Source organism: Roseateles sp. GW821-FHT09H10, assembly GCF_059415865.1.
In genome coordinates this window covers 441,929-460,687 of sequence record NZ_JBWKOB010000001.1, presented here as the reverse complement: position 1 = coordinate 460,687, position 18,759 = coordinate 441,929, and the positions used below count along the sequence as shown (strand labels likewise).

The 18,759-nt window shown below is 67.4% G+C and carries 19 protein-coding genes; 10 read left to right on the top strand and 9 right to left on the bottom strand.

Annotation, left to right across the window (positions count from 1 at the left end; translation table 11 throughout):
• The first annotated feature begins 15 nt into the window (after positions 1 to 15).
• Together zapD and AC07OY_RS02025 are read left to right on the top strand one after the other, a co-directional pair.
• Complete coding sequence (gene zapD, locus AC07OY_RS02030) at positions 16 to 771, top strand: cell division protein ZapD (RefSeq protein WP_495040857.1); 756 nt, start codon at positions 16 to 18, stop codon at positions 769 to 771.
• Positions 768 to 983: a DNA gyrase inhibitor YacG gene (locus tag AC07OY_RS02025; RefSeq protein ID WP_495040856.1), complete on the top strand. Its 216-nt coding sequence runs from the start codon at positions 768 to 770 to the stop codon at positions 981 to 983. The genes zapD and AC07OY_RS02025 overlap by 4 nt, the downstream gene beginning before the upstream one ends.
• Here AC07OY_RS02025 and AC07OY_RS02020 read toward each other — a convergent pair.
• From AC07OY_RS02020 to tal, 3 genes are read right to left on the bottom strand one after another with little or no spacing between them, the layout of a single operon-like run.
• Positions 980 to 1,600, bottom strand: a complete 621-nt coding sequence (locus AC07OY_RS02020) for an HAD family hydrolase (protein WP_495040855.1) — start codon at positions 1,598 to 1,600, stop codon at positions 980 to 982. The two genes, AC07OY_RS02025 and AC07OY_RS02020, sit on opposite strands and share 4 nt — an antisense overlap.
• Positions 1,597 to 3,219: a glucose-6-phosphate isomerase gene (gene pgi / locus AC07OY_RS02015; RefSeq protein ID WP_495040854.1), complete on the bottom strand. Its 1,623-nt coding sequence runs from the start codon at positions 3,217 to 3,219 to the stop codon at positions 1,597 to 1,599. The genes AC07OY_RS02020 and pgi overlap by 4 nt, the downstream gene beginning before the upstream one ends.
• Before the next feature lie 2 nt (positions 3,220 to 3,221).
• Positions 3,222 to 4,163, bottom strand: a complete 942-nt coding sequence (tal, locus tag AC07OY_RS02010) for a transaldolase (protein ID WP_495040853.1) — start codon at positions 4,161 to 4,163, stop codon at positions 3,222 to 3,224.
• 121 nt (positions 4,164 to 4,284) lie between these two features.
• Here tal and zwf point away from each other — a divergent pair, with 121 nt between their 5' ends.
• The gene (gene zwf / locus AC07OY_RS02005; protein ID WP_495040852.1) at positions 4,285 to 5,730 is read left to right on the top strand and encodes a glucose-6-phosphate dehydrogenase; all 1,446 of its coding nucleotides are present in this window, start codon (positions 4,285 to 4,287) and stop codon (positions 5,728 to 5,730) included.
• A 109-nt stretch (positions 5,731 to 5,839) separates the two neighbouring features.
• A complete protein-coding gene (locus AC07OY_RS02000; RefSeq protein WP_495041961.1) occupies positions 5,840 to 6,700 on the top strand; it encodes a MurR/RpiR family transcriptional regulator in 861 nt (286 codons plus the stop codon).
• Between the two features lie 147 nt (positions 6,701 to 6,847).
• Here AC07OY_RS02000 and AC07OY_RS01995 read toward each other — a convergent pair whose 3' ends face one another.
• From AC07OY_RS01995 to AC07OY_RS01970, 6 genes are all read right to left on the bottom strand, one after another.
• Complete coding sequence (locus AC07OY_RS01995; protein WP_495040851.1) at positions 6,848 to 7,159, bottom strand: STAS domain-containing protein; 312 nt, start codon at positions 7,157 to 7,159, stop codon at positions 6,848 to 6,850.
• 3 nt (positions 7,160 to 7,162) lie between these two features.
• A complete protein-coding gene (locus tag AC07OY_RS01990) occupies positions 7,163 to 7,807 on the bottom strand; it encodes an MlaC/ttg2D family ABC transporter substrate-binding protein (RefSeq protein ID WP_495040850.1) in 645 nt (214 codons plus the stop codon).
• A gap of 87 nt (positions 7,808 to 7,894) precedes the next feature.
• Positions 7,895 to 8,776 (bottom strand): MlaA family lipoprotein, encoded by an 882-nt coding sequence (locus tag AC07OY_RS01985; protein ID WP_495041960.1) that lies wholly within the window; start codon positions 8,774 to 8,776, stop codon positions 7,895 to 7,897.
• On the bottom strand, positions 8,776 to 9,276 hold the full coding sequence (gene mlaD / locus AC07OY_RS01980) for an outer membrane lipid asymmetry maintenance protein MlaD (protein WP_495040849.1): 501 nt from the start codon (positions 9,274 to 9,276) through the stop codon (positions 8,776 to 8,778). Before mlaD ends, AC07OY_RS01985 begins: the two co-directional genes overlap by 1 nt.
• A gap of 12 nt (positions 9,277 to 9,288) precedes the next feature.
• Positions 9,289 to 10,068 carry a lipid asymmetry maintenance ABC transporter permease subunit MlaE gene (mlaE, locus tag AC07OY_RS01975; RefSeq protein ID WP_495040848.1) on the bottom strand — a complete coding sequence of 260 codons (780 nt, stop codon included), beginning with the start codon at positions 10,066 to 10,068 and terminating at the stop codon, positions 9,289 to 9,291.
• Entirely contained in the window at positions 10,065 to 10,916 is an 852-nt protein-coding gene (locus AC07OY_RS01970) for an ABC transporter ATP-binding protein (protein ID WP_495040847.1), read from the bottom strand. The genes mlaE and AC07OY_RS01970 overlap by 4 nt, the downstream gene beginning before the upstream one ends.
• 248 nt (positions 10,917 to 11,164) lie before the next feature.
• On the opposite strand from AC07OY_RS01970, the gene AC07OY_RS01965 reads away from it, so the two are divergent.
• The 6 genes from AC07OY_RS01965 to AC07OY_RS01940 are packed head-to-tail and all read left to right on the top strand — an operon-like array spanning position 11,165 to position 18,747.
• Positions 11,165 to 11,614, top strand: coding sequence for a type IV pilin protein (locus AC07OY_RS01965; protein ID WP_495040846.1), 450 nt, complete (start codon positions 11,165 to 11,167; stop codon positions 11,612 to 11,614).
• Positions 11,608 to 12,225, top strand: a complete 618-nt coding sequence (locus tag AC07OY_RS01960) for a GspH/FimT family pseudopilin (protein ID WP_495040845.1) — start codon at positions 11,608 to 11,610, stop codon at positions 12,223 to 12,225. The genes AC07OY_RS01965 and AC07OY_RS01960 overlap by 7 nt, the downstream gene beginning before the upstream one ends.
• The gene (gene pilV, locus AC07OY_RS01955) at positions 12,219 to 12,704 is read left to right on the top strand and encodes a type IV pilus modification protein PilV (RefSeq protein ID WP_495040844.1); all 486 of its coding nucleotides are present in this window, start codon (positions 12,219 to 12,221) and stop codon (positions 12,702 to 12,704) included. The genes AC07OY_RS01960 and pilV overlap by 7 nt, the downstream gene beginning before the upstream one ends.
• Positions 12,704 to 13,741 carry a PilW family protein gene (locus AC07OY_RS01950; protein WP_495040843.1) on the top strand — a complete coding sequence of 346 codons (1,038 nt, stop codon included), beginning with the start codon at positions 12,704 to 12,706 and terminating at the stop codon, positions 13,739 to 13,741. Before pilV ends, AC07OY_RS01950 begins: the two co-directional genes overlap by 1 nt.
• Positions 13,735 to 14,376 carry a PilX N-terminal domain-containing pilus assembly protein gene (locus AC07OY_RS01945; RefSeq protein ID WP_495040842.1) on the top strand — a complete coding sequence of 214 codons (642 nt, stop codon included), beginning with the start codon at positions 13,735 to 13,737 and terminating at the stop codon, positions 14,374 to 14,376. The genes AC07OY_RS01950 and AC07OY_RS01945 overlap by 7 nt, the downstream gene beginning before the upstream one ends.
• Before the next feature lie 30 nt (positions 14,377 to 14,406).
• Positions 14,407 to 18,747, top strand: coding sequence for a pilus assembly protein (locus AC07OY_RS01940; protein WP_495040841.1), 4,341 nt, complete (start codon positions 14,407 to 14,409; stop codon positions 18,745 to 18,747).
• The last annotated feature ends 12 nt before the right edge of the window (positions 18,748 to 18,759 follow it).

Genomic DNA, 18,759 nt, shown 5'->3' with positions numbered 1-18,759 from the left:
CATCCCGAGGCGCCTTTGGTCCTGTACGAGTACCCGTTCAACGAAAGCATCCGCACGATGCTTCGCCTCGAACATCTGTTCGACCGCCTTGGTACGCTGATGTCGCGCGAGCCCGCGCTGGACCATCATTTCGCCCTGGTCACCTTGTTCGAGATCATGGACGTCGCCTCCCGCGCCGACCTGAAGAGCGATCTGCTCAAGGAGCTCGAGAAGCACAAGGCCCAGTTTGTCGCCTACCGCGGCAGCCCCGGCCTCGACGAGGCGCGGCTGGATGAAGTCGTCGGCCGCATCGACGGCGCCTTCGGGCGCCTCAACGCCCTGGCCGGCAAGGCCGGCGCGGCCCTGACCGGCAACGAATGGCTGATGAGCATCCGCAGCCGCATCAGCATCCCCGGCGGCACCTGCGAGTTCGATCTGCCGGCCTACTACAACTGGCAGCAGCTGCTGCCGGTGCGCCGCCGCAAGGACCTGATGAGCTGGGCCCAGACGCTGATGCCGCTGGCCGAGGCCCTGCAGGTGCTGCTCGGCCTGCTGCGCGATTCCGGCTCGCCGCACAAGGTCGCAGCCACGGCCGGCCAGTTCCAGCAGAGCCTGCCCGCCGGCCGCGTCTACCAGTTGCTGCGCATGCGCATCGACCCCAGCCTGGGGCTGATCCCCGAGATCTCGGGCCACCGGCTGATGGTCTCCATCCGCCTGATGCGCCAGGACGAGGAAGGCCGGCTCAAGCTGGCTCAAGAAGACAGCAGCTTCGAGCTCGCACTCTGCCAATGAAGAAGAATGCACAGGGCGAGCGCCTCGTGCGCTGTCCGCAATGCGGCGGCGACAGCATCTTCGCGCCCAGCAACGCGTGGCGGCCCTTCTGCAGCGAGCGCTGCCGGCAGATCGACCTCGGCGCCTGGGCCAGCGAAGCCTTCCGCGTGCCGGCCACGCCGCCCCAGGACCCCGATGAATACGGGCCGGACGGCGAGCCGCTGATGCACTAGGCGCTCAGCAGGCGGCGCGACACCAGTTCACGCCGCGCGCTGGCGGCATCCGTGAACAGCACGGCCTGCCAGTCGCGCGCCAGGGCTGCCTCGACGTTGACCGGGTGGTCGTCCAGGAAGAGCAGTTCCTCGGGCGGCACATTGAAGTGGCGCTCGGCCAGCGCGAACATCTCCGCGCTCGGCTTGATCTGCTTGACGCGGCCCGAGAACAGGCCCGACTCGAACCATTCGTTCAGCGGATAGGTCTTGCTGAGATGGTCCGCATAGGGCTCGGGCATGTTGGACAGGAAGTGCAGCGTGTGCCCGGCCGCGCGCAGGTCGCGGATCAGCACGACGGTGGCCGGGATGGCCATCAGCTCATCCGGCACCGCGCGCACGACCGCCTCGACCTCGCCGCGCGGCCAGCCCGTGCGCGCCGAGATGCGGCGGACCACCTCGGCCGCGCCGATCAGGCCCTGGTCGAACAGGCCCCAGTCGCCGCCGTAGTTCTGGAAGAAGGTCGCGGCGGCTGCAGCGCCCTGCTCCAGCGTCTCGATGCGATGCGGCCAGAGGCGCGCGAGGAAGCTGGCCGGATGCCAGCGGAACACCACGCCGCCGAAGTCGAAGACGATCCTCATGCGGCCACCAGGCGCTTCAGCAGGCCGGCCGTCGAGCCGTCCAGGCCCGCCGTGTCGCCCGAATCGAGGCGGGGCAGCAGCTGGTTGCACAGGGCCTTGCCCAGCTCGACGCCCCATTGGTCGAAGCTGTTGATGCCCCACAGCGCGCCGGTCACGAAGACGCGGTGCTCGTAGAGGGCGATCAACGCGCCCAGCGAACGTGGCGTCAGCGCGTCCAGCACCAGGGTCGTGCTTGGGCGGTTACCAGGAAAACTGCGGTGGCGCGACAAGACGTCACGGTCCAGCGTGGTCGAGGCGGTCGGCGCCTTCTCGGTCAGTGCCTCGGCGGCCGTCTTGCCCTGCATCAGGGCCTGGCTCTGCGCCAGGCAGTTGGCCAGCAGCTTGCGATGCTGGTCGGCGAGCTTCTCCGCCAGTTCGCCCGTCACGCCATGGTTGGGACGCTTCACGGCGATGAACTCGACGGGAATCACGTCCGTGCCCTGGTGCAGCATCTGGAAGTAGGCATGCTGGCCGTTGGTGCCAGCCTCGCCCCAGACCACCGGCGACGTGCCGATGGCCAGCGCATTGCCGTCCAGGTCCACGCCCTTGCCGTTGCTCTCCATCTCCAGTTGCTGCAGATAGGCCGGCAGGCGGCGCAGGCCCTGGTGGTAGGGCGCCACGCTGCGGCTCGTGAAGCCGTGGAAGTTGCGATACCAGATGTCGACCAGGCCCAGCAGCACCGGCAGGTTCTTGTCCAGCGGCGCAGACGCGAAGTGCTGGTCCATCGCATGGGCGCCGGCCAGCAGCTCGCGGAAGCTGGCAGCGCCAACGGCGATGGCGATGGGCAGGCCGATGACCGACCACAGCGAATAGCGGCCGCCGACCCAGTCCCAGAAGCCGAAGGCCGTGTCGATGCCGAAGGCGGCGGCCGCAGCGGTGTTGCTGCTGGTGGCGACGAAGTGGCGCGCCACGTCGGTGCCACCGGCGGCCAGGAACCAGGCCTTGGCGGCTTGCGCGTTGGCCAGGGTCTCCTGCGTCGTGAAGGTCTTGGAGGCGATGACGAACAGCGTGTGCTTCGCATCCAGGCCCGCCAGCACGGGCGCCAGGTCATGCCCGTCGACGTTGGAGACGAAATGCAGCTTCAGGTCGCGGCGGCCGAAGGCCTGCAGGGCCTGCACGACCATGGCCGGGCCGAGGTCGCTGCCGCCGATGCCGATGTGCACGACATCGGTGATGGCACCGCGCTCGCCACGGCGCACGCTGTCGGCAAAGGCCAGCATGGCGTCCAGCGAGGCCTGCACGTCGGCGTTGAAGGGCGCATCGCTGCCGGCCGGCGCGCGCAGCGCCGTGTGCAGCACCGCACGACCCTCCGTGTGGTTGACCGGGTCGCCACGCAGCAGTGCATCGCGGCGCGATTCCAGGCCGCAGTCGCGGGCCAGCTTCAGCAACAGCGCCAGCGTCGGCGCATCGACGCGGTTCTTGGACAGGTCGGCGAAGACCTCGGGCGCTTCGAAGGACAGCGCGCCGAAGCGGCCCGCGTCGGCCTTGAAGGCGTCACGGATGTCGAAGCCGCGACCGCTCGCGGCGTAGTGGGCTTGAAGTTCAGCCCAGACGGGAGAGAGGTCGCAGCGCGTCGTCATGGTCAGGCGGCCTCGATCAGCTTGTCGAGCTTGCCGGCGTCGACGGCGAACAGGCGGATGCCTTCGGCCAGCTTCTCGGTCGCCATCGCGTCCTCGTTCAGCGCAAAGCGGAAGGCAGCTTCGTCGAGATGGACAGCCGGCATGGCCGCGGCCTTGGCCGGGTCGAGGGCGCGTTCCAGCTTGGATTCGGAGGCCTGCAACTGGGCCAGCAGATCGGGGCTGATGGTCAGCAGGTCGCAGCCGGCCAGAGCCTGGATCTGGCCGATGTTGCGGAAGCTCGCGCCCATGACCTCGGTCTTGATGCCATGCTGCTTGAAGTAGGCGTAGATCTGGCTGACCGACTTCACGCCGGGGTCGTTGACGCCGGCTTGTGCCGCCTCGTCCCACGAGGCGCCGGCCGACTTCTTGTACCAGTCGTAGATGCGGCCGACGAAAGGCGAGATCAGCTGCACCTTGGCCTCGCCGCAGGCCACGGCCTGGGCGAAGGCGAACAGCAGCGTCAGATTGCAGTGGATACCTTCGCGCTCCAGCTCGGCGGCGGCCTGGATGCCTTCCCATGTCGAGGCTAGCTTGATCAGCACGCGGTCGCGCTTGACGCCGGCGGCTTCGTACAGCGCAATGATGCGGCGCGCGCGCGCCAACGACGCCGCCTTGTCGAACGACAGACGCGCATCGACCTCGGTCGACACGCGGCCCGGCACGACCTTGAGGATCTCGAGGCCGAAGCGCACGAGGACGTGATCGACGATTTCATCCAGCGGCTTGCCGCGATGGGCCTCGACGGTTTCCTTCAGCAGCGGCGCGTAGTCGGGCGACTGCACGGCCTTCAGGATCAGCGAAGGATTGGTCGTCGCGTCGCGCGGGGCGAACTGCGCGAGCTGCAGGAAGTTGCCCGTGTCGGCAACGACGGTGGTGAAGGCCTTGAGTTGGTCGAGCTGGTTCATGGTTCTGCCTGTCCTCGGGTCACGGATTGACCCGGCGAAGAAACTGCTGCATAGTATTTCACGAAACTTAGTTACACAACGGTTAGCGCCTCCCATGAGCGCTGGCCTGGAGACCCCGCAGATGTCTTTCGATCTCGTGTTCTTTGGCGGTACCGGCGACCTGACATGGCGCAAGCTGATGCCCGCGCTGTTCCAGGCCTTCCGGCACGGCAAGTTGCCCGAAGGCGGTCGCATTCTCGCCGTCGCGCGTGACGACCAGACCGACGAGCGCTACCGCGAATGGCTGAAGGAGCGCTTCCGCGAGGTGGACGGCGCCAAGCGCCCCAGCGACGAGGAGTTCGAGCGCTTCGCCTCGCTGATCCACTACCGCCGCATGGACCTGTCCCAGCCCGAGCACTACCAGGGCCTCAAGGACTGGCTGGACGCGCGCAATGCGGACACCGTCGTCCTCTATCTGGCCACCAGCCCGCATCTGTTCACCGGCATCTGCCAGCAGCTCGGCGCCGTCGGCCTGAACCACGGCAAGGTGCGTGTCGTGCTGGAGAAGCCGCTGGGCCACGACCTCGCCAGCGCGCAGGAGATCAACCGCGCGGTGCGCGGCGTGTTCGCCGAGAGCCAGGCCTTCCGCATCGACCACTACCTGGGCAAGCCCTCGGTGCAGAACCTGATGGCGCTGCGCTTCGGCAATGCGCTGTTCGAGCCGCTGTGGCGCCGCGAGAGCATCGCCAACATCCAGATCACGCTGGCCGAACGCCTGGGCGTGGGCACGCGCGGCGCCTTCTACGACGGCACCGGCGCGCTGCGCGACATGATCCAGAACCATGCGCTGCAGCTGCTGACCATGATCGCGATGGAGCCGCCGTCCAGCAACGACGCCGACGCCATCCGCGACGAGAAGCTCAAGGTGCTGCGCTCGCTCAAGCCCTTCACTGCCGAAAGCGTGGCCCGCGATGTCGTGCGTGGCCAGTACCGCGCCGGCAGCATCGAGGGCAAGGCCGTGCCGGGCTATCTGGAAGAGGTCAAGGTGCCGCCGGAAAGCCAATGCGAAACCTTCGTGGCCCTGCGCACCGAGATCAACAACTGGCGCTGGGCCGGCGTGCCCTTCTACCTGCGCACCGGCAAGCGCCTGGCCGAGCGCGACGCGCAGATCGTCGTCAACTTCCGCCCCGTGCCGCACAAGATCTTTGCCGGCGGCGGCCAGCCGAACCGCCTCGTCATCAAGCTGCAGCCCGAGGACGGCCTGGAGCTGCAACTGCTGGCGCAGAAGGGCACGGGCCAGGGTGAACAGCTGACGCCGGTGTCGCTGGACCTGGACTTCGACAAGGCCTTCGCCACCCAGCGCGTCGGCGCCTATGAGCGCCTGCTGCTGGACGCCATCGCCGGCCGCCTCAACCTCTTCGTGCGCAGCGACGAGCAGGAGCAGGCCTGGCGCTGGGTCGAACCCATCCTGAATGCCTGGAAGGCCGACACCAGCGGCCCTCGCCCCTATTCCGCCGGCTCCTGGGGCCCGGCCGCCGCGAGCGCGTTGGTCGCCAGAGACGGTTTCTCGTGGGCTGAAGAGCAATGATCACGTTTCCTCAAGCATCTGCGGCCGCCGCGCCGGGCCGCCCCAAGCAAGGCCGCCCCCTCTCGGAGGGTCGCGCAATGTCCTCATTGCGCGGGGAGCAGACATGAGCATTCTCGAGCGCGTCAAGGCGGCCCTGCCCGCCCTCCCCCCGGCAGAACAGCGGGTCGCCAAGCTGTTGCTGTCCGATGCGCGCAGCTTCGCCAGCCTGCCCGTCAGCGAGCTGGCCGACCGTTCCCACGTCTCCAAGCCGACGGTGGTGCGCTTTTGCCGCAGCGTCGGCTATGACGGCCTGGCCGACTTCAAGCTGAAGCTGGCCGGCAGCGTCAACGAGGGCGTGCCCTTCGTGCACCGCGCGGTGGACGAGGACGACAAGCCGCAGGACATCATCGTGAAGGTGGTCGACAACGCCGTCGCCGCCCTGCTGCACTACCGCAACGACGCGGCCAGCCACGCCTTCGAGCGCGCCATCGAGGCGCTCGCCGATTCGGCCCGCCACAACAAGCGCATCGAGTTCTACGGCGTCGGCAACTCGGGCATCGTGGCCCAGGACGCCCAGCACAAGTTCTTCCGTCTCGGCGTCAACACCGTTGCCACCAGCGACGGCCATGTGCAGCTGATGAGCGCCACCATGCTGCAGCCGGGCGACTGCGCCGTCATCATCAGCAATTCGGGCCGCAGCCGCGACCTGCTGGACGCCGCCGAGATCGCGCGCAAGAAGGGCGCGACCATCATCATCATCACGGCCAGCGCCTCGCCGCTGGCGCAGCTGGCGCTCGGCCCCAGCCAGATCCTGCTGGCGGTGGACCACCCCGAGGACTTCGACCGCTACAGCCCCATGGTGTCGCGGCTGCTGCACCTGATCGCGGTGGACATCCTGACGACGGGCGTGGCCCTGAAGCTGGGCCAGCATCTGCGGCCCGTGCTGCAGGAGATCAAGAAGAACCTGCGCGCGAAACGCTACGCAGGCTGACTGACAACCCCTCGTCCGGTCTCGCCGCGCTGAACGCGGACGTGCCCAACCGGTCCCCCGAGGGGACGGCGATGCTCACCGCCTTGAACGGTGAGCACATCGCCAGACGAGCCGGCTAGGGGCGGCCCGGCGCTCGGCCCGAAAACGTCAGGCGCCTTGGGAGATCGGCGGCCAGAACAGCTCGGACACCCCGTAGACGCGCGCCAGTTCGCGCAGCTTCTCGGGCGCGTCATCGAGCTTGAGCGTCGCGCCCTGCTCGCTGCATTGGCGCGCGGCGGACAGCAGCAGGCTCAGCGCCGACGAATCGAATTCCGTCAGCCCGGCCGCGGAAAGCCTGACCTCGCGGCCGGCCGCCGCCAGCACCTGGGCAGCTTCGGCGCGCAGGGCAGGCGACATCTGCGCCCAGGCGGCGCGGGCCCCATCCATGCGCAGCCGCGCCGGTAGCTTCAGGCCGCTCAAGATTCAGCTCTTCGCTGCGCCGGCCTTGGCGTTCTTGTCGGCCAGGCTCTTGATCAGGCCATCGATGCCGTTGGCGCCGATCTCCTGGGCAAAGCTGTTGCGGTACTGGTCCGCCAGCCAGATGCCCAGCACATTGACGTCATAGATCTTCCATTCGGTGCCGGCCTTCTCGAGGCGGTAGTCGAGCTGGATGGGGTCGCCCTTGCCGCGGATCTCGGTGCGGACGACGACCTCGGTGGCGCCGGCTTCGGCACGCAGGGGCTTCAGGCCGATGGTCTGGTCCTTCACCTGGGTCAGCGCGCCGGCATAGGTGCGCACCAGCAGGGTCTTGAACTCGGCCTGCAGCTTGCTCTGCTGCTCGGGCGTGGCCTGGCGCCAGAAGCGGCCGACGGCCGAGGCCGTCATGCGCTGGAAGTTGACGTGGGGCATCACCTTGGCATCGACCAGGGAGATGATCTTGCCGACGTTGCCGCTCTGGATGTCCTTGTCGGCCTTGACGGCCTCGATGGTTTCCAGCGACAGCTGGCGGATCAGCTGGTCGGGCGTGCTGCCGTCGGCGGCGTGGGCCGCATGCACGAGGCCAATGCTCAAGGTCGCCAAGGTGGCCACGGTGAACACGCGGCGGCGCAGGGAGGTCAGCAAGGTCATGGTGTCACTTTCTCTGAACAGGAACGGGCGCTCAACGCACCAGCCCGGGTTTCGGTTGGCAGTCGACTGGTAACCGTTGGCACGCGCTCAACGGGTAGCCGCCGACGCGGGCTCGGCGGGCCGCTTGACGGTAGGAGCCGCCTCGGAGGCGGCCGGCTCCGGCGCCGAAGCGGCTGCCGCCGGTGCGGAAGCGCTGGAGGCCGGCGCGGAGGCGCCATTGCCGGGCACCAGCACCTCGACCTCGTCGTCGTCATCGAAGCTGCCGCGGCGCTGCAGATAGGCGTCGCGGTAGAAGGTGTATTTGTCCAGCGCGATGCCTTCCAGCATCTCGCCGGCGCGCAGGAAGTTGGCGCGCGTGTTGACGAGGTTCAGCGACGTGATCAGTACCTTCTTGCTGCCGTCGTCGAAAACCACCGCCGGCGAGGCCTTCCAGTCCAGCGGCAGGGCCAGGGAATCGCGCACCGAGGACGGCCCGAACACCGGCCAGACGATGTAGGCGCCCGTGCCCATGCCCCATTTGCCCAGGGTCTTGCCGAAGTCCTGGCTGTTCTTCTCCAGGCCTGCCTCGGTCGCGATGTCCAGCACGCCGGCGATGCCGAGGGTCGAGTTGACGGCGAAACGCATGGTCTGCTCGACGCCGGCCTTGAAGCGGCCCTGCAGGAAGAGGTTCACGGCAGACCAGGCGTCGCCGATGTTGCCGAAGAAGTTGTCGATGCCGGTGCGGATGGGCGAAGGCACGAGCTCGGAGTAGGCCGTCGCGACCGGCTTGAGCACGCTCTCGTCCAGCTTCTCGTTGAAGGCGAAGACCTTGCGGTTCCAGGACTCCCAGGGGTCCAGCCTCTGGCCCTTGGAGCCCATGACCTTGTCGACGGCGCGCTCGATGCGCGTGCCGACACCCTTCACGGTCTGGCATGCCGTCAGGCTCAGCGCGAGCACCAGCAGGGCCATCATGCGCAGGACGGGGCTCATCACGGCTTGCCTCCCGAGACAGGCGCCGCCGGGGCGGCGCTGCCCATGTCCGACGCCTTGCTGTTGATGAACTGACCGATGAGGTTTTCCAGCACGACGGCGCTCTGGGTCTGCTTGATGACATCGCCGCTGGCGAGGTTCTTCTCGTCAGCGCCGGGCTCCAGGCCAATGTACTGCTCGCCGAGCAGGCCCGAGGTCAGGATCTTGGCCGAACTGTCCTTGGGAAACTGCGTGTTCTTGTACATGTTCAGCAGCACCTTGGCCTGGAAGGTCTTGTCGTCGAAGCTGATCGCCTCGACCCGGCCGACGACGACGCCGGCGCTCTTGACCGCCGCATTGGGCTTGAGGCCACCGATGTTGTCGAAGCGCGCCGAGACCTGGTAGGTGGCGTCGAAATTGAGGCTCAGCAGATTGCCGGCCTTCAGCGCGAGGAAGAGCAGGGCCGCGCCGCCGATCAGCACGAACAGGCCCACCCAGGCGTCATAACGTGAGGATTGCATCCTTCCTACTCCCTAAATCGAAAACATCATCGCGGTCAGCATGAAGTCCAGGGCCAGCACGGCCAGGGACGACAGCACGACGGTGCGTGTGGTGGCGGCCGACACGCCCTCGGGCGTGGGCCGGCAGGTGTAGCCCTGCAACAGCGAAACGAAGGTGACCGCCACGCCGAAGACCAGGCTCTTGATGACGCCGTTGCCGACGTCCGCGAACACGCCGACATTGCCCTGCATCTGCGACCAGAAGGCCCCGCCGTCGATACCGATCAAGGGCACCGCGACCAGCCAGCCACCGATGATGCCGACCGCGGAGAAGACTGCCGCAAGTAAGGGCATGGCAATGAAGCCGCCCCAGAAGCGCGGCGCCAGCACGCGCTGCACGGGGTCCACGGCCATCATCTCCATCGCCGTGAGCTGCTCGCCGGCCTTCATCAGGCCGATCTCGGCCGTCAGCGACGTGCCGGCCCGGCCCGCGAACAGCAGCGCCGTGACGACCGGCCCCAGCTCGCGCACCAGGCTGAGGGCCACGAGGGCGCCGACGGCCTCCGACGAGCCATAGCGCTGCAGCGTGTAATAGCCCTGCAGGGCCAGCACGAAGCCGACGAACAGGCCCGACACGCCGATGATGGACAGCGATTTGTTGCCCAGGTGGAAGACCTGCTCGCGCACCAGGACGAAGCGGGCCAGCGCCCGGGGCGAACGGGCCAGCAGGCTGGCGAAGAGGCGGGCCGAAGCGCCGACGTCGGCCAGCTTCAGGCGCACGCCGGCGCCGACGCGGGTTGCCAGTGCCATCATCGCGCCACCCCGAAGTCTTCGGCCACCGGCACGGCCGGCTGGTGGAAGCGCACCGGCCCGTCGGCCTCGGCGCCGACGAACTGGCGCACCAGCGGGTCGTCGCTGTGGCGCAGCTCATCCGGCGTGCCCTGGGCGACGATGCGGCCATTGGCGACCATGGCGACCTGGTCGGCGATGCCGAAGGTCTCATGCAGATCGTGGGAAACGATGATGCTGGTCAGGCCCAGGGCATCGTTGAGGTCGCGGATCAGGCGCGCGGCGACGCCGAGGGAAATCGGGTCCAAGCCGGCGAAGGGCTCGTCGTAGAGCACCAGGTCGGGGTCCAGCGCGATGGCGCGGGCCAGGGCCACACGGCGGGCCATGCCGCCGGAGACCTCGCTGGGCAGCAGGTCGCGCGCGCCGCGCAGGCCGACGGCATTGAGCTTCATCAGCACCAGGTCGCGGATCATGGCCTCAGGCAGGTCGGTGTGCTCGCGCAGCGGGAAGGCGACGTTCTCGAAGACGCTGAGGTCGGTGAACAGGGCGCCGAACTGGAACAGCATGCCCATGCGCCGGCGCACGGCGTACAGGGCATCCAGGTTCAGCGGGGCCAGGTCCTGGCCATCGAACAGCACCTGGCCGCTCAGAGGCCGCAGCTGGCGGCCGAGCAGGCGCAGCACGGTGGTCTTGCCGCCACCCGAGGTGCCGATGAGCGCCAGCACCTTGCCGCGCTCCAGCTTCAGGTTGACGCCGTCCAGGATCACGCGGTCGCCATAGCCGACGCTGACGTTGCGCAGTTCGATCAGAGGTGCGGTTGCCAATTGATTCACGCGGTCGGGCCGAAGCCGGGGCGGGAGAAAGGGCGCCATGATAGGGGAAACACCGAGAACCCTGGGTTGACCCTGGGGAAGGCGGTCGGCGTGCCGATAAAGCAACGCATCCGGGGCATCGCGCTGTTACGTTCGCTTGCCTTCGTCAACCCTGCAAATGGCCGTTCGGGCGGCGCCAAACGTGCGCCAGTTCACGAATCGGCGCGCGGCTGCGACCAGCGTTCGCTGCTTCGCGACAAGCGGTATCGCTTCAGTCCCCCCCGCTACCAAAATAGCTTCCACCCGCCATGCAAAGCGCCAACATGCCCCGCCACCACCACTCCCTCTCCTCTCGCGGCTTCACCCTCGTCGAGTTGATGATCACCGTGGCCATCCTCGGCATCCTCGCCGCGGTGGCGGTGCCGCAGTACAAGGACTATGTGACGCGCGGCCGCATCCCCGACGCCACCTCCGGCCTCGGGGTCAAGATGGTGCTGATGGAACAGTTCTACCAGGACAACCGCACCTATGTCGGTGCGCCGGCCTGCGCCAACGACACGACGACGAGCAGGTACTACACCTTCTCCTGCGCCAGCGCCTCCGCCACGGCCTTCACGCTGCAGGCCGTCGGCCGCAGCTCCATGGTCGGCTTCACCTACACGGCGACCAACGCCGGCGCCAAGGCCACGACCGCCGTGCCGACGGGCTGGACCACCTCGGCCACCTGCTGGGTCGTCAAGAAGGACGGCTCGTGCTGACCCCGAACCGCCAGGCCGGCGTCAGCATGGTCGAAGTCGTCATCACCCTGGCCATCCTGGGGATCCTGATGGCCATGGCCGTGCCCAACTTCGGTCCCTGGATGTCCGGCACACGCATCCGCGCCACGGCCGAAAGCATGCTGGCCGGCCTGCAGTACGCCCGTAGCGAGGCGACGACACGCAACACCCAGGTGCGCTTCCAGCTGACGACGTCGCTGGACGGGACTTGCAAGCGCACCACCAGCAGCGGCAACTGGGTTGTCGACGTGGTCGACGCCGCCGACGATTCGGTCGAAGACAAGTGCAACCTTCCACCGAGCGACACCGCGCCCAGCATCCTCCAGGTGCGCTCCGCCACGGAAACCGGATCGCGCGTCGCCATCAACGCGGGCGCCAGCCAGGTGGTCTTCAACGGCCTGGGCCGACAGGTGCCGATCGCACCGGCGATAGCCGCCGGCACCGTCTCCATCGACATCACCCCGGTCTCGACGGCCGGCACCTGCGTGGCCGCCGGCGGCAAGGTCACCTGTCTGCGCATCGACATCACCCCCGGTGGCCTGGTGCGCATGTGCAACCCCAGCGCCGCCTCGAGCGACCCTCAAGCATGCTGAAACCTCGCCGCTCCCAATCCGGCGTCCTGCTGCTGGAAGTGCTGATCGCCCTGCTGATCTTCGCCCTCGGCGTGCTCGGCCTGGTCGGCCTGCAGGCCAATGCCATCAAGCAGTCGGGCCAGGCCAAGTACCGCACCGACGCCACCATGCTGGCCAACGAGCTGATCGGCCAGATGTGGATCACGAGCCGCGACTTCGCCACGCTCAACGCGGCCTTCACCAGCAGTGCCGGCGGCGGCCCCAGCTTCAACGCCTGGAAAGCCCGGGTCACGCCTGTGCTGCCCGGCGCGGCCACCTACCCGCCGACGGTCGTCATCGCCCAGGTGAATCCGCTGAATGCCATCGTCGCCGGCGCCAGCGCCCCCGCGGTCGGCCTGACGCCCAGCACGCGGGTGACCATCACCATGCGATGGAAGGCCCCCGGCGAGCCCGCCGGCGACCCGGCCCACAGCTTCGTGCTGACCAACGAGATCAAGTGATGCGCCGCCTCCATGTCCCCCGTCGCGCCCGCGGTTTCAGCCTCGTCGAGCTGATGGTCGGCATTGTTGTCGCGATGCTCGCCGTCGTCGTCGTCATGCAGGTCTTCAAGGTCTCGGAAGGCCAGCGCCGCAACACCACGGGCGGCGACGACGCCCAGACCACCGCAGCCATCGCGCTGAGCCTGCTGCAGCGCGACCTGCGCCAGGCCGGCCAGGGCTTCAGCAACGCCTCCCTGCTCGACTGCCAGCTCAACGTCGGCAACGGCCGCAACATCGCCCGCCTGGTGCCGGTCATCATCAATCCGCCCGAAATTCCTGACGGCGCCGCCGACACCGATGTCATCGTCATCGGCTACGGCTCTGGCTGGGGAGCGCCGGAAGGCGGGCTGATCAACACTCAGCCCGGCGCCAACGTCTACTCCGTGACGGCCCCGCAGGCCTTCCAGCAGAACGATCGGGTCGTGGCCGCACCGGCCACCCGCGGCTCTCCTTGCGTCCTGGACCTGACGAGCGTCTTTTCCCCGCCGACCGCCACGACGGTCACCGTCGAGCTGGGCATGGCCAATGCCTCCAATGGCACGCTGTTCAATCTCGGCCGCGCGCCCCGCTTCGTCGCCTATGCGGTGCGCTCCGGCCAATTGACCGCCTGTGACTTCCTGACGCAAGACTGCACCAAAGCCGCCCCCGAAAACTGGACCGACGTTGCCGAAGGCATCGTCAGCCTGCGCGCCGAGTACGCCCGGGACACCTCGGTGCCGCGCGACGCCACGGTCAACAGCTACAGCCAGGACGTCGCGGTGACCAACCCCACCTGGTGTGGCTGGTCGCGTGTCGTCGGCGTGCGCCTGACGCTGGTCGCGCGCAGCCGCCAGGCGGAGGCCGCGGACGTGAACGCCCCCGCGCCCAGCTGGGCCGGCTCGGCACCCATCTCGCTGAGCGACCCCGAATGGAAGCGCTACCGCTACAAGACCTTTGAAACCACCGTGCCGCTGCGCAACACGCCCAGCGCCAGCGACCCGGCCTTCTCATCATGCTGAACGCTCGCCCCCTTCGCCCCGCCCGCCAGCGCGGTCTCGTGCTGGTGCTGGCCCTCATCGTGCTCGCAGCGATGTCGCTCGCCGCCGTCGGCCTGATGCGCGGCGTGCTCGGCAGCAACCGCGTCGCCGGCAACCTCGCCTACCAGCAGGCGGCCGTGCAGGCGGCCGATGTCGGCATGGAAACCGCCATTGCCTGGCTCGAGCAGAAAACCCGCGAGCAGGAACAGCTCACCCCGCAGTCGCCGCTGACCCTGGCCAACAAGCTCTACGACGACATCGAAAAAGGCGCCAGCGAGCCCTATGCCTATGTCGCGACGCGTACTGACCCGGCCATCAACCAGACCTGGGACGGCTTCTGGCAGGTGCTGGCGACCGCAGGCGTCGTCAACGCGCTACCGCCCGATGCCGCCGGCAACCAGGTTTCCTTTGTCATTCACCGGCTGTGCGGCAGTGTCGGCGAGCCTTCGGTGAGCCGCTGTGAGGCCGTGCCCGTCACGCCGGCCTCCATCCAGACGAGCAGCAAGTCCAGCAGCCTCAAGCTGAAGGAGGCGAGCCAGGTCTATTACCGCATCACCGTGCGGGTACTGGGCCCGCGCAATGCCACCAGCTTCATCCAGACCATGGTCGCCATCTGAGCGACTGCACCCGAACAAGACGAGGTCATCATGGAGTTCCGATCGCACCTTCCCCTGATGCGCGCAGCGCTGGCAGCGATGCTGGCTGCCGCGGCTCAATTCAGCTTCGCGGCCGTCGTCGACGTTTCGCAGTCGCCCCTCATCGTCACGTCCAAGGATTCGGTCAAGGCCAATCTGCTGTTCATCCTGGATGACTCGGGTTCGATGAACTTCGACTTCATGCCCGACCACATCAATGGCGACGGCAGCCCCGATCCGGCACTGTGCCGCAGCAGCGGCGCCACGCCAGTCAACAGCGGCAACTTCAACAACACCTGCTGCATTGGCGGCAACAGCTCAGCGGCCTGCTGGACGGGAGCCGCACCTTTTGGCTCCCTGCGCGGCCAGCCGCCCTACCTTGCGGCCAGCTTCAACGGCCTGGCCTATGACCCGGCCGTCAACTACCAGCCGCCGATGAAGGCCGATGGCAGCTACTGGCCCAGCCAGACCAAGACTGCGACCGGCACCTGGGGCTCGGTCAAGAACGATGCCTACAACGTCCAGAACACCGGCACCATCAACCTGCTGACGCAGTTCCCCGACACCGAATGGTGCACGGACAACACCTACACCGACTGCCTGCGCAACGACAACTATGTGTTGCCCGGCACCGTCGGCGGCAAGGCCTACACGGTGTTCCACGCCACGACCGCCACCAGCAACGGCTTCGTGGCCACGGGCCCGGTCGACAACGCCACGACGGCGGCACGCAACTTCGGCCCGCACTACTACAACATCATCCCGGCCGAGTACTGCAACACCGTCGACCTGCGCGATTGTAAGGCTGGCTCCAGCGGCAACTATGTCTATCCAGCACCGCTGCGCTGGTGCAGCAGCGACGCCGACGCGCGCGCCACCACCCCCCCCTTCGCGGCCTGCCAGGCCACGCGCAACGGCACCTTCTCCCACGCCCGCTTCCCGACCAAGTACTTCCTTGCCGGTGAGGCCGGCTCGGCGGAAGTGCGGGCCAAGGCCACGTTCACGATCTCGAGCAACCCGAGCTGCAGCCTCCAGGTGACGGCCGTCACTGTCGGCGGCCTCAATCTGCTGGGCTACACCACGGCCTCCAGCAACAACCGCGGCACCATCGGCAACGCCATCCGCGATTCCATCAACGCCAAGACCGGCACGACGAACTACACCGCCACAACGAGCAACAGCGGCCGCACCGTGACCATCACCGCGCCGGCCGCCACCAACACGACGGCAAGCATCTCGTTCACGCGCACGCCGACGGGCTGCACCTTTCCGCTGGACAACAACAACCCCGCCTTCGGTGGCTATGCCGCCGCGACGCCGGCCAAGCCCGGCACCTATGGCGGCAAGTTCGAACGCGTCGACATCGTGCCGGAGGTGACGACCAATACGCCGAGCATATTTTCGCGGCCCGCCTCACGGACCGATTGCGCCGCCATCGGCACCAGCAAGCTGCCGGGCCTGTGCACCTATGACGAGGAGATGACCAATTTCGCGAACTGGTGGACCTACTACCACTCGCGCATGCAGTCCATGAAGTCCTCGGCGGCCCTGGCCTTCGGCGCGGTGAGCAACAACCGCCGCGTGGGCTATATGAGCATCAATAACAACACGGGCACAGACTTCCTCAATCTCGACGTCTTCGAGAACCGCACGTCGCCGGCCTACAACCACAAGACCAACTGGTACAAGAAGCTCACCGCGGCCATTCCCAACAATTCGACGCCGCTGCGCTCCGCCCTGTCCAAGGCCGGCAAGCTCTACGCCGGCAAGTACAACAACTTCAACTCGCAGACCACCACGCTGAACGGCGTCACCACCATCGACCCGGTCGAGTATTCCTGCCAGCGCAACTTCACCATCCTGTCCACTGACGGCTTCTGGAACGAAACCTCGAACCCGACCAAGCTGGACAACAGCGAGATGGGTGACCAGGACAGCGGCAGCACCTTCAAGCGGCCCATGTACGACGGCACGGCCACCGGCAACACGCTGGCCGACGTGGCCGCCTACTACCTGAACACCGACCTGCGCACCGGCACGACGGGCTCCGACGAGTGCAAGAGCTTCAGCCCCACCGCTGCCGACGTCTGCGGCAACAGCACCAACCTGACCCTCAAGCCGCATGAGATGCAGGTCATGAAGACCTTCACCCTCGGCCTGGGCGCCTCGGGCTATATGCAGTTCTCGCCCACCTACCTGACCGACCCGGCCGGCGACTTCTATGCGGTGACCAAGGGGTCGAACCCCAGTCCTGGCGTCTGCAGCTGGCAGAGCAGCGGCGCCTGCAACTGGCCCACGCCGGTCAGCAACACCCTGACCACCATCGACGATCTCTGGCACGCGGCCGTCAACGGCGGCGGCACCTATTTCAGCGCCTCCAACCCCACCTCGCTCTACACCGGCCTGTCCAGCGCGATCAACTCCCTGGACGGCCAGATCGGCGCGGCCGCGGCCGCCACGACAAGCAACCCCAATGTGTCGGCCGGCGACAACCAGGTCTTCATCTCCAACTTCACTTCTTCTGAGTGGTCGGGCGAGCTGAGGAGCCAGCGCCTGGACATCGAAACCGGCAAGGTGAATGCGGGGGCTGCCGACTGGTCGGCCCAGGACAAGCTCGACTCTGCCTCGCTGCCGCGCAACATCTACATGTTCTCGTCTGGCGGCACCAACAATCTCAAGGATTTCAACTGGAGTTCGCTGACCACCAGCGAGAAGGACAAGTTCTCCCTGGCCTACATCACCACGACGGGCCGCGCGCTGACGCAGTTCTGCGCCGTGGGTCCCTATTGCCTGTCCAGCACCAAGCAGGCCGCCGCAGCCGGTGAGGCCCTGGTCAACTTCCTGGCCGGCGATCGCAGCAATGAGGGCGACATCACCGACGCGGACAAATATTTCCGCCAGCGCACCCACCGCCTGGGCGACATCGTGAACTCGGAAGCCGTGTATGTGCACAAGTCCCTGGTGGACTATGCCGACGCGAGGTACGACGAATTCAAGGTCAAGGCCGCGGCTCGCACCGGCGTCGTCTACGTCGGCGCCAACGACGGCATGCTGCATGCGTTCCGCGCCGATACCGGCGTCGAGCTCTGGGCCTATGTGCCGACCGCCGCGCTGGACAATATGTACAGGCTGGCCGACAAGCAGTACGCCACCCAGCACCAGTACAGCGTCGATGGCACCCCCGTGGTCCAGGACGTCTACATCAATGGCGAATGGAGCAGCCTGCTGGTGGCCGGCATGGGCGCCGGTGGCCGCAGCTACTACGCGCTGGACGTGACGAACCCGGCCGAGCCCAAGGCCCTGTGGGAGTTCAAGCACGACAACCTCGGCCTGACCGTCGGCAAGCCCGAGATCGCCAAGCTGGAGAACGGCACCTGGGTCGTCATCTTTGCCTCTGGCTACAACAATGTGTCGCCCGGCGATGGCAAGGGCTACCTCTTTGTCGTCAATGCCGCGACGGGCGCGCTGATCCGCACCATCAGCACCGGCGTGGGCAGCGCGGGCACGCCTTCCGGCCTGGCTCACATCCGCGGCTGGGTCGACAACAGCGACATCAACAACACCATCGTGCGCGTCTATGGCGGCGACAACCTGGGCAATCTCTGGCGCTTCGACGTCAACGACAACGTCGGCGCGGCCGGCTATGACGCCCTAGCCATCGCCACGCTGAAGGACAGCACCGGCATCGCCCAGCCCATCACTTCCCGCCCGGAGCTGGGCCAGGTCGGCACGCTGGCCATGGTCTTCGTCGGCACGGGCCGCTACCTCGGCCTGACCGACCTGGTCGACTCCAACAAACAGACCATCTACGGCATCAAGGACAACCTCACCGCGACCGGTATCGGCGATCCGCGCCTGACCGTCAACAAGTTCATCCAGCAGACCCTTGTCGCGGGCACCTGCCCGACCGGATCGAATGCCTGCTCGCCCAACCAGGTGGTGCGCACCAACGGCGTCGCCAACCCCGTCAATCTGGCCACCGACGGCGGCTGGTATGTCGACCTGCCGCAGACCCGCGAGCGCGTCAACACCGACCCGCAACTGGCCCTCGGCACCCTGGTCGTGACGTCCAACGTCGTCGAGTCCGGCAACGTCTGCAAGGTGGGCGGCAGCAGCTGGGCCAACTTCCTCGACTACCGCACCGGTGCGGCCGTCGACTCGGCCAAGGGTGTCGCCAGCGTCTCCCTGGGCGATGCGATCGCCACGCGACCCGCGCTGATCAAGCTGCCGAACAACAAGGTCATCAGCCTGTTCCGCCTGTCCGACGACCGCACCGTGTCGGCACCGACGCCGACGCCCAGCACGTCCAACGCGACGCGCCGCCTGTCCTGGCGCGATCTGCTGCAGCAGTGAGGCAGGCCAGGC

Bases quoted from the DNA above. Each gene is read 5' to 3' on its own strand.
- AC07OY_RS02025 (WP_495040856.1), top strand. From the start codon at position 768: ATGAAGAAGAATGCACAGGGCGAGCGCCTCGTGCGCTGTCCGCAATGC.
- AC07OY_RS02020 (WP_495040855.1), bottom strand. From the start codon at position 1,600: ATGAGGATCGTCTTCGACTTCGGCGGCGTGGTGTTCCGCTGGCATCCG.
- pgi (WP_495040854.1), bottom strand. From the start codon at position 3,219: ATGACGACGCGCTGCGACCTCTCTCCCGTCTGGGCTGAACTTCAAGCC.
- tal (WP_495040853.1), bottom strand. From the start codon at position 4,163: ATGAACCAGCTCGACCAACTCAAGGCCTTCACCACCGTCGTTGCCGAC.
- zwf (WP_495040852.1), top strand. From the start codon at position 4,285: ATGTCTTTCGATCTCGTGTTCTTTGGCGGTACCGGCGACCTGACATGG.
- AC07OY_RS01990 (WP_495040850.1), bottom strand. From the start codon at position 7,807: ATGACCTTGCTGACCTCCCTGCGCCGCCGCGTGTTCACCGTGGCCACC.
- AC07OY_RS01985 (WP_495041960.1), bottom strand. From the start codon at position 8,776: ATGAGCCCCGTCCTGCGCATGATGGCCCTGCTGGTGCTCGCGCTGAGC.
- mlaD (WP_495040849.1), bottom strand. From the start codon at position 9,276: ATGCAATCCTCACGTTATGACGCCTGGGTGGGCCTGTTCGTGCTGATC.
- mlaE (WP_495040848.1), bottom strand. From the start codon at position 10,068: ATGATGGCACTGGCAACCCGCGTCGGCGCCGGCGTGCGCCTGAAGCTG.
- AC07OY_RS01970 (WP_495040847.1), bottom strand. From the start codon at position 10,916: ATGGCGCCCTTTCTCCCGCCCCGGCTTCGGCCCGACCGCGTGAATCAA.
- AC07OY_RS01965 (WP_495040846.1), top strand. From the start codon at position 11,165: ATGCAAAGCGCCAACATGCCCCGCCACCACCACTCCCTCTCCTCTCGC.
- pilV (WP_495040844.1), top strand. From the start codon at position 12,219: ATGCTGAAACCTCGCCGCTCCCAATCCGGCGTCCTGCTGCTGGAAGTG.
- AC07OY_RS01950 (WP_495040843.1), top strand. From the start codon at position 12,704: ATGCGCCGCCTCCATGTCCCCCGTCGCGCCCGCGGTTTCAGCCTCGTC.
- AC07OY_RS01945 (WP_495040842.1), top strand. From the start codon at position 13,735: ATGCTGAACGCTCGCCCCCTTCGCCCCGCCCGCCAGCGCGGTCTCGTG.
- AC07OY_RS01940 (WP_495040841.1), top strand. From the start codon at position 14,407: ATGGAGTTCCGATCGCACCTTCCCCTGATGCGCGCAGCGCTGGCAGCG.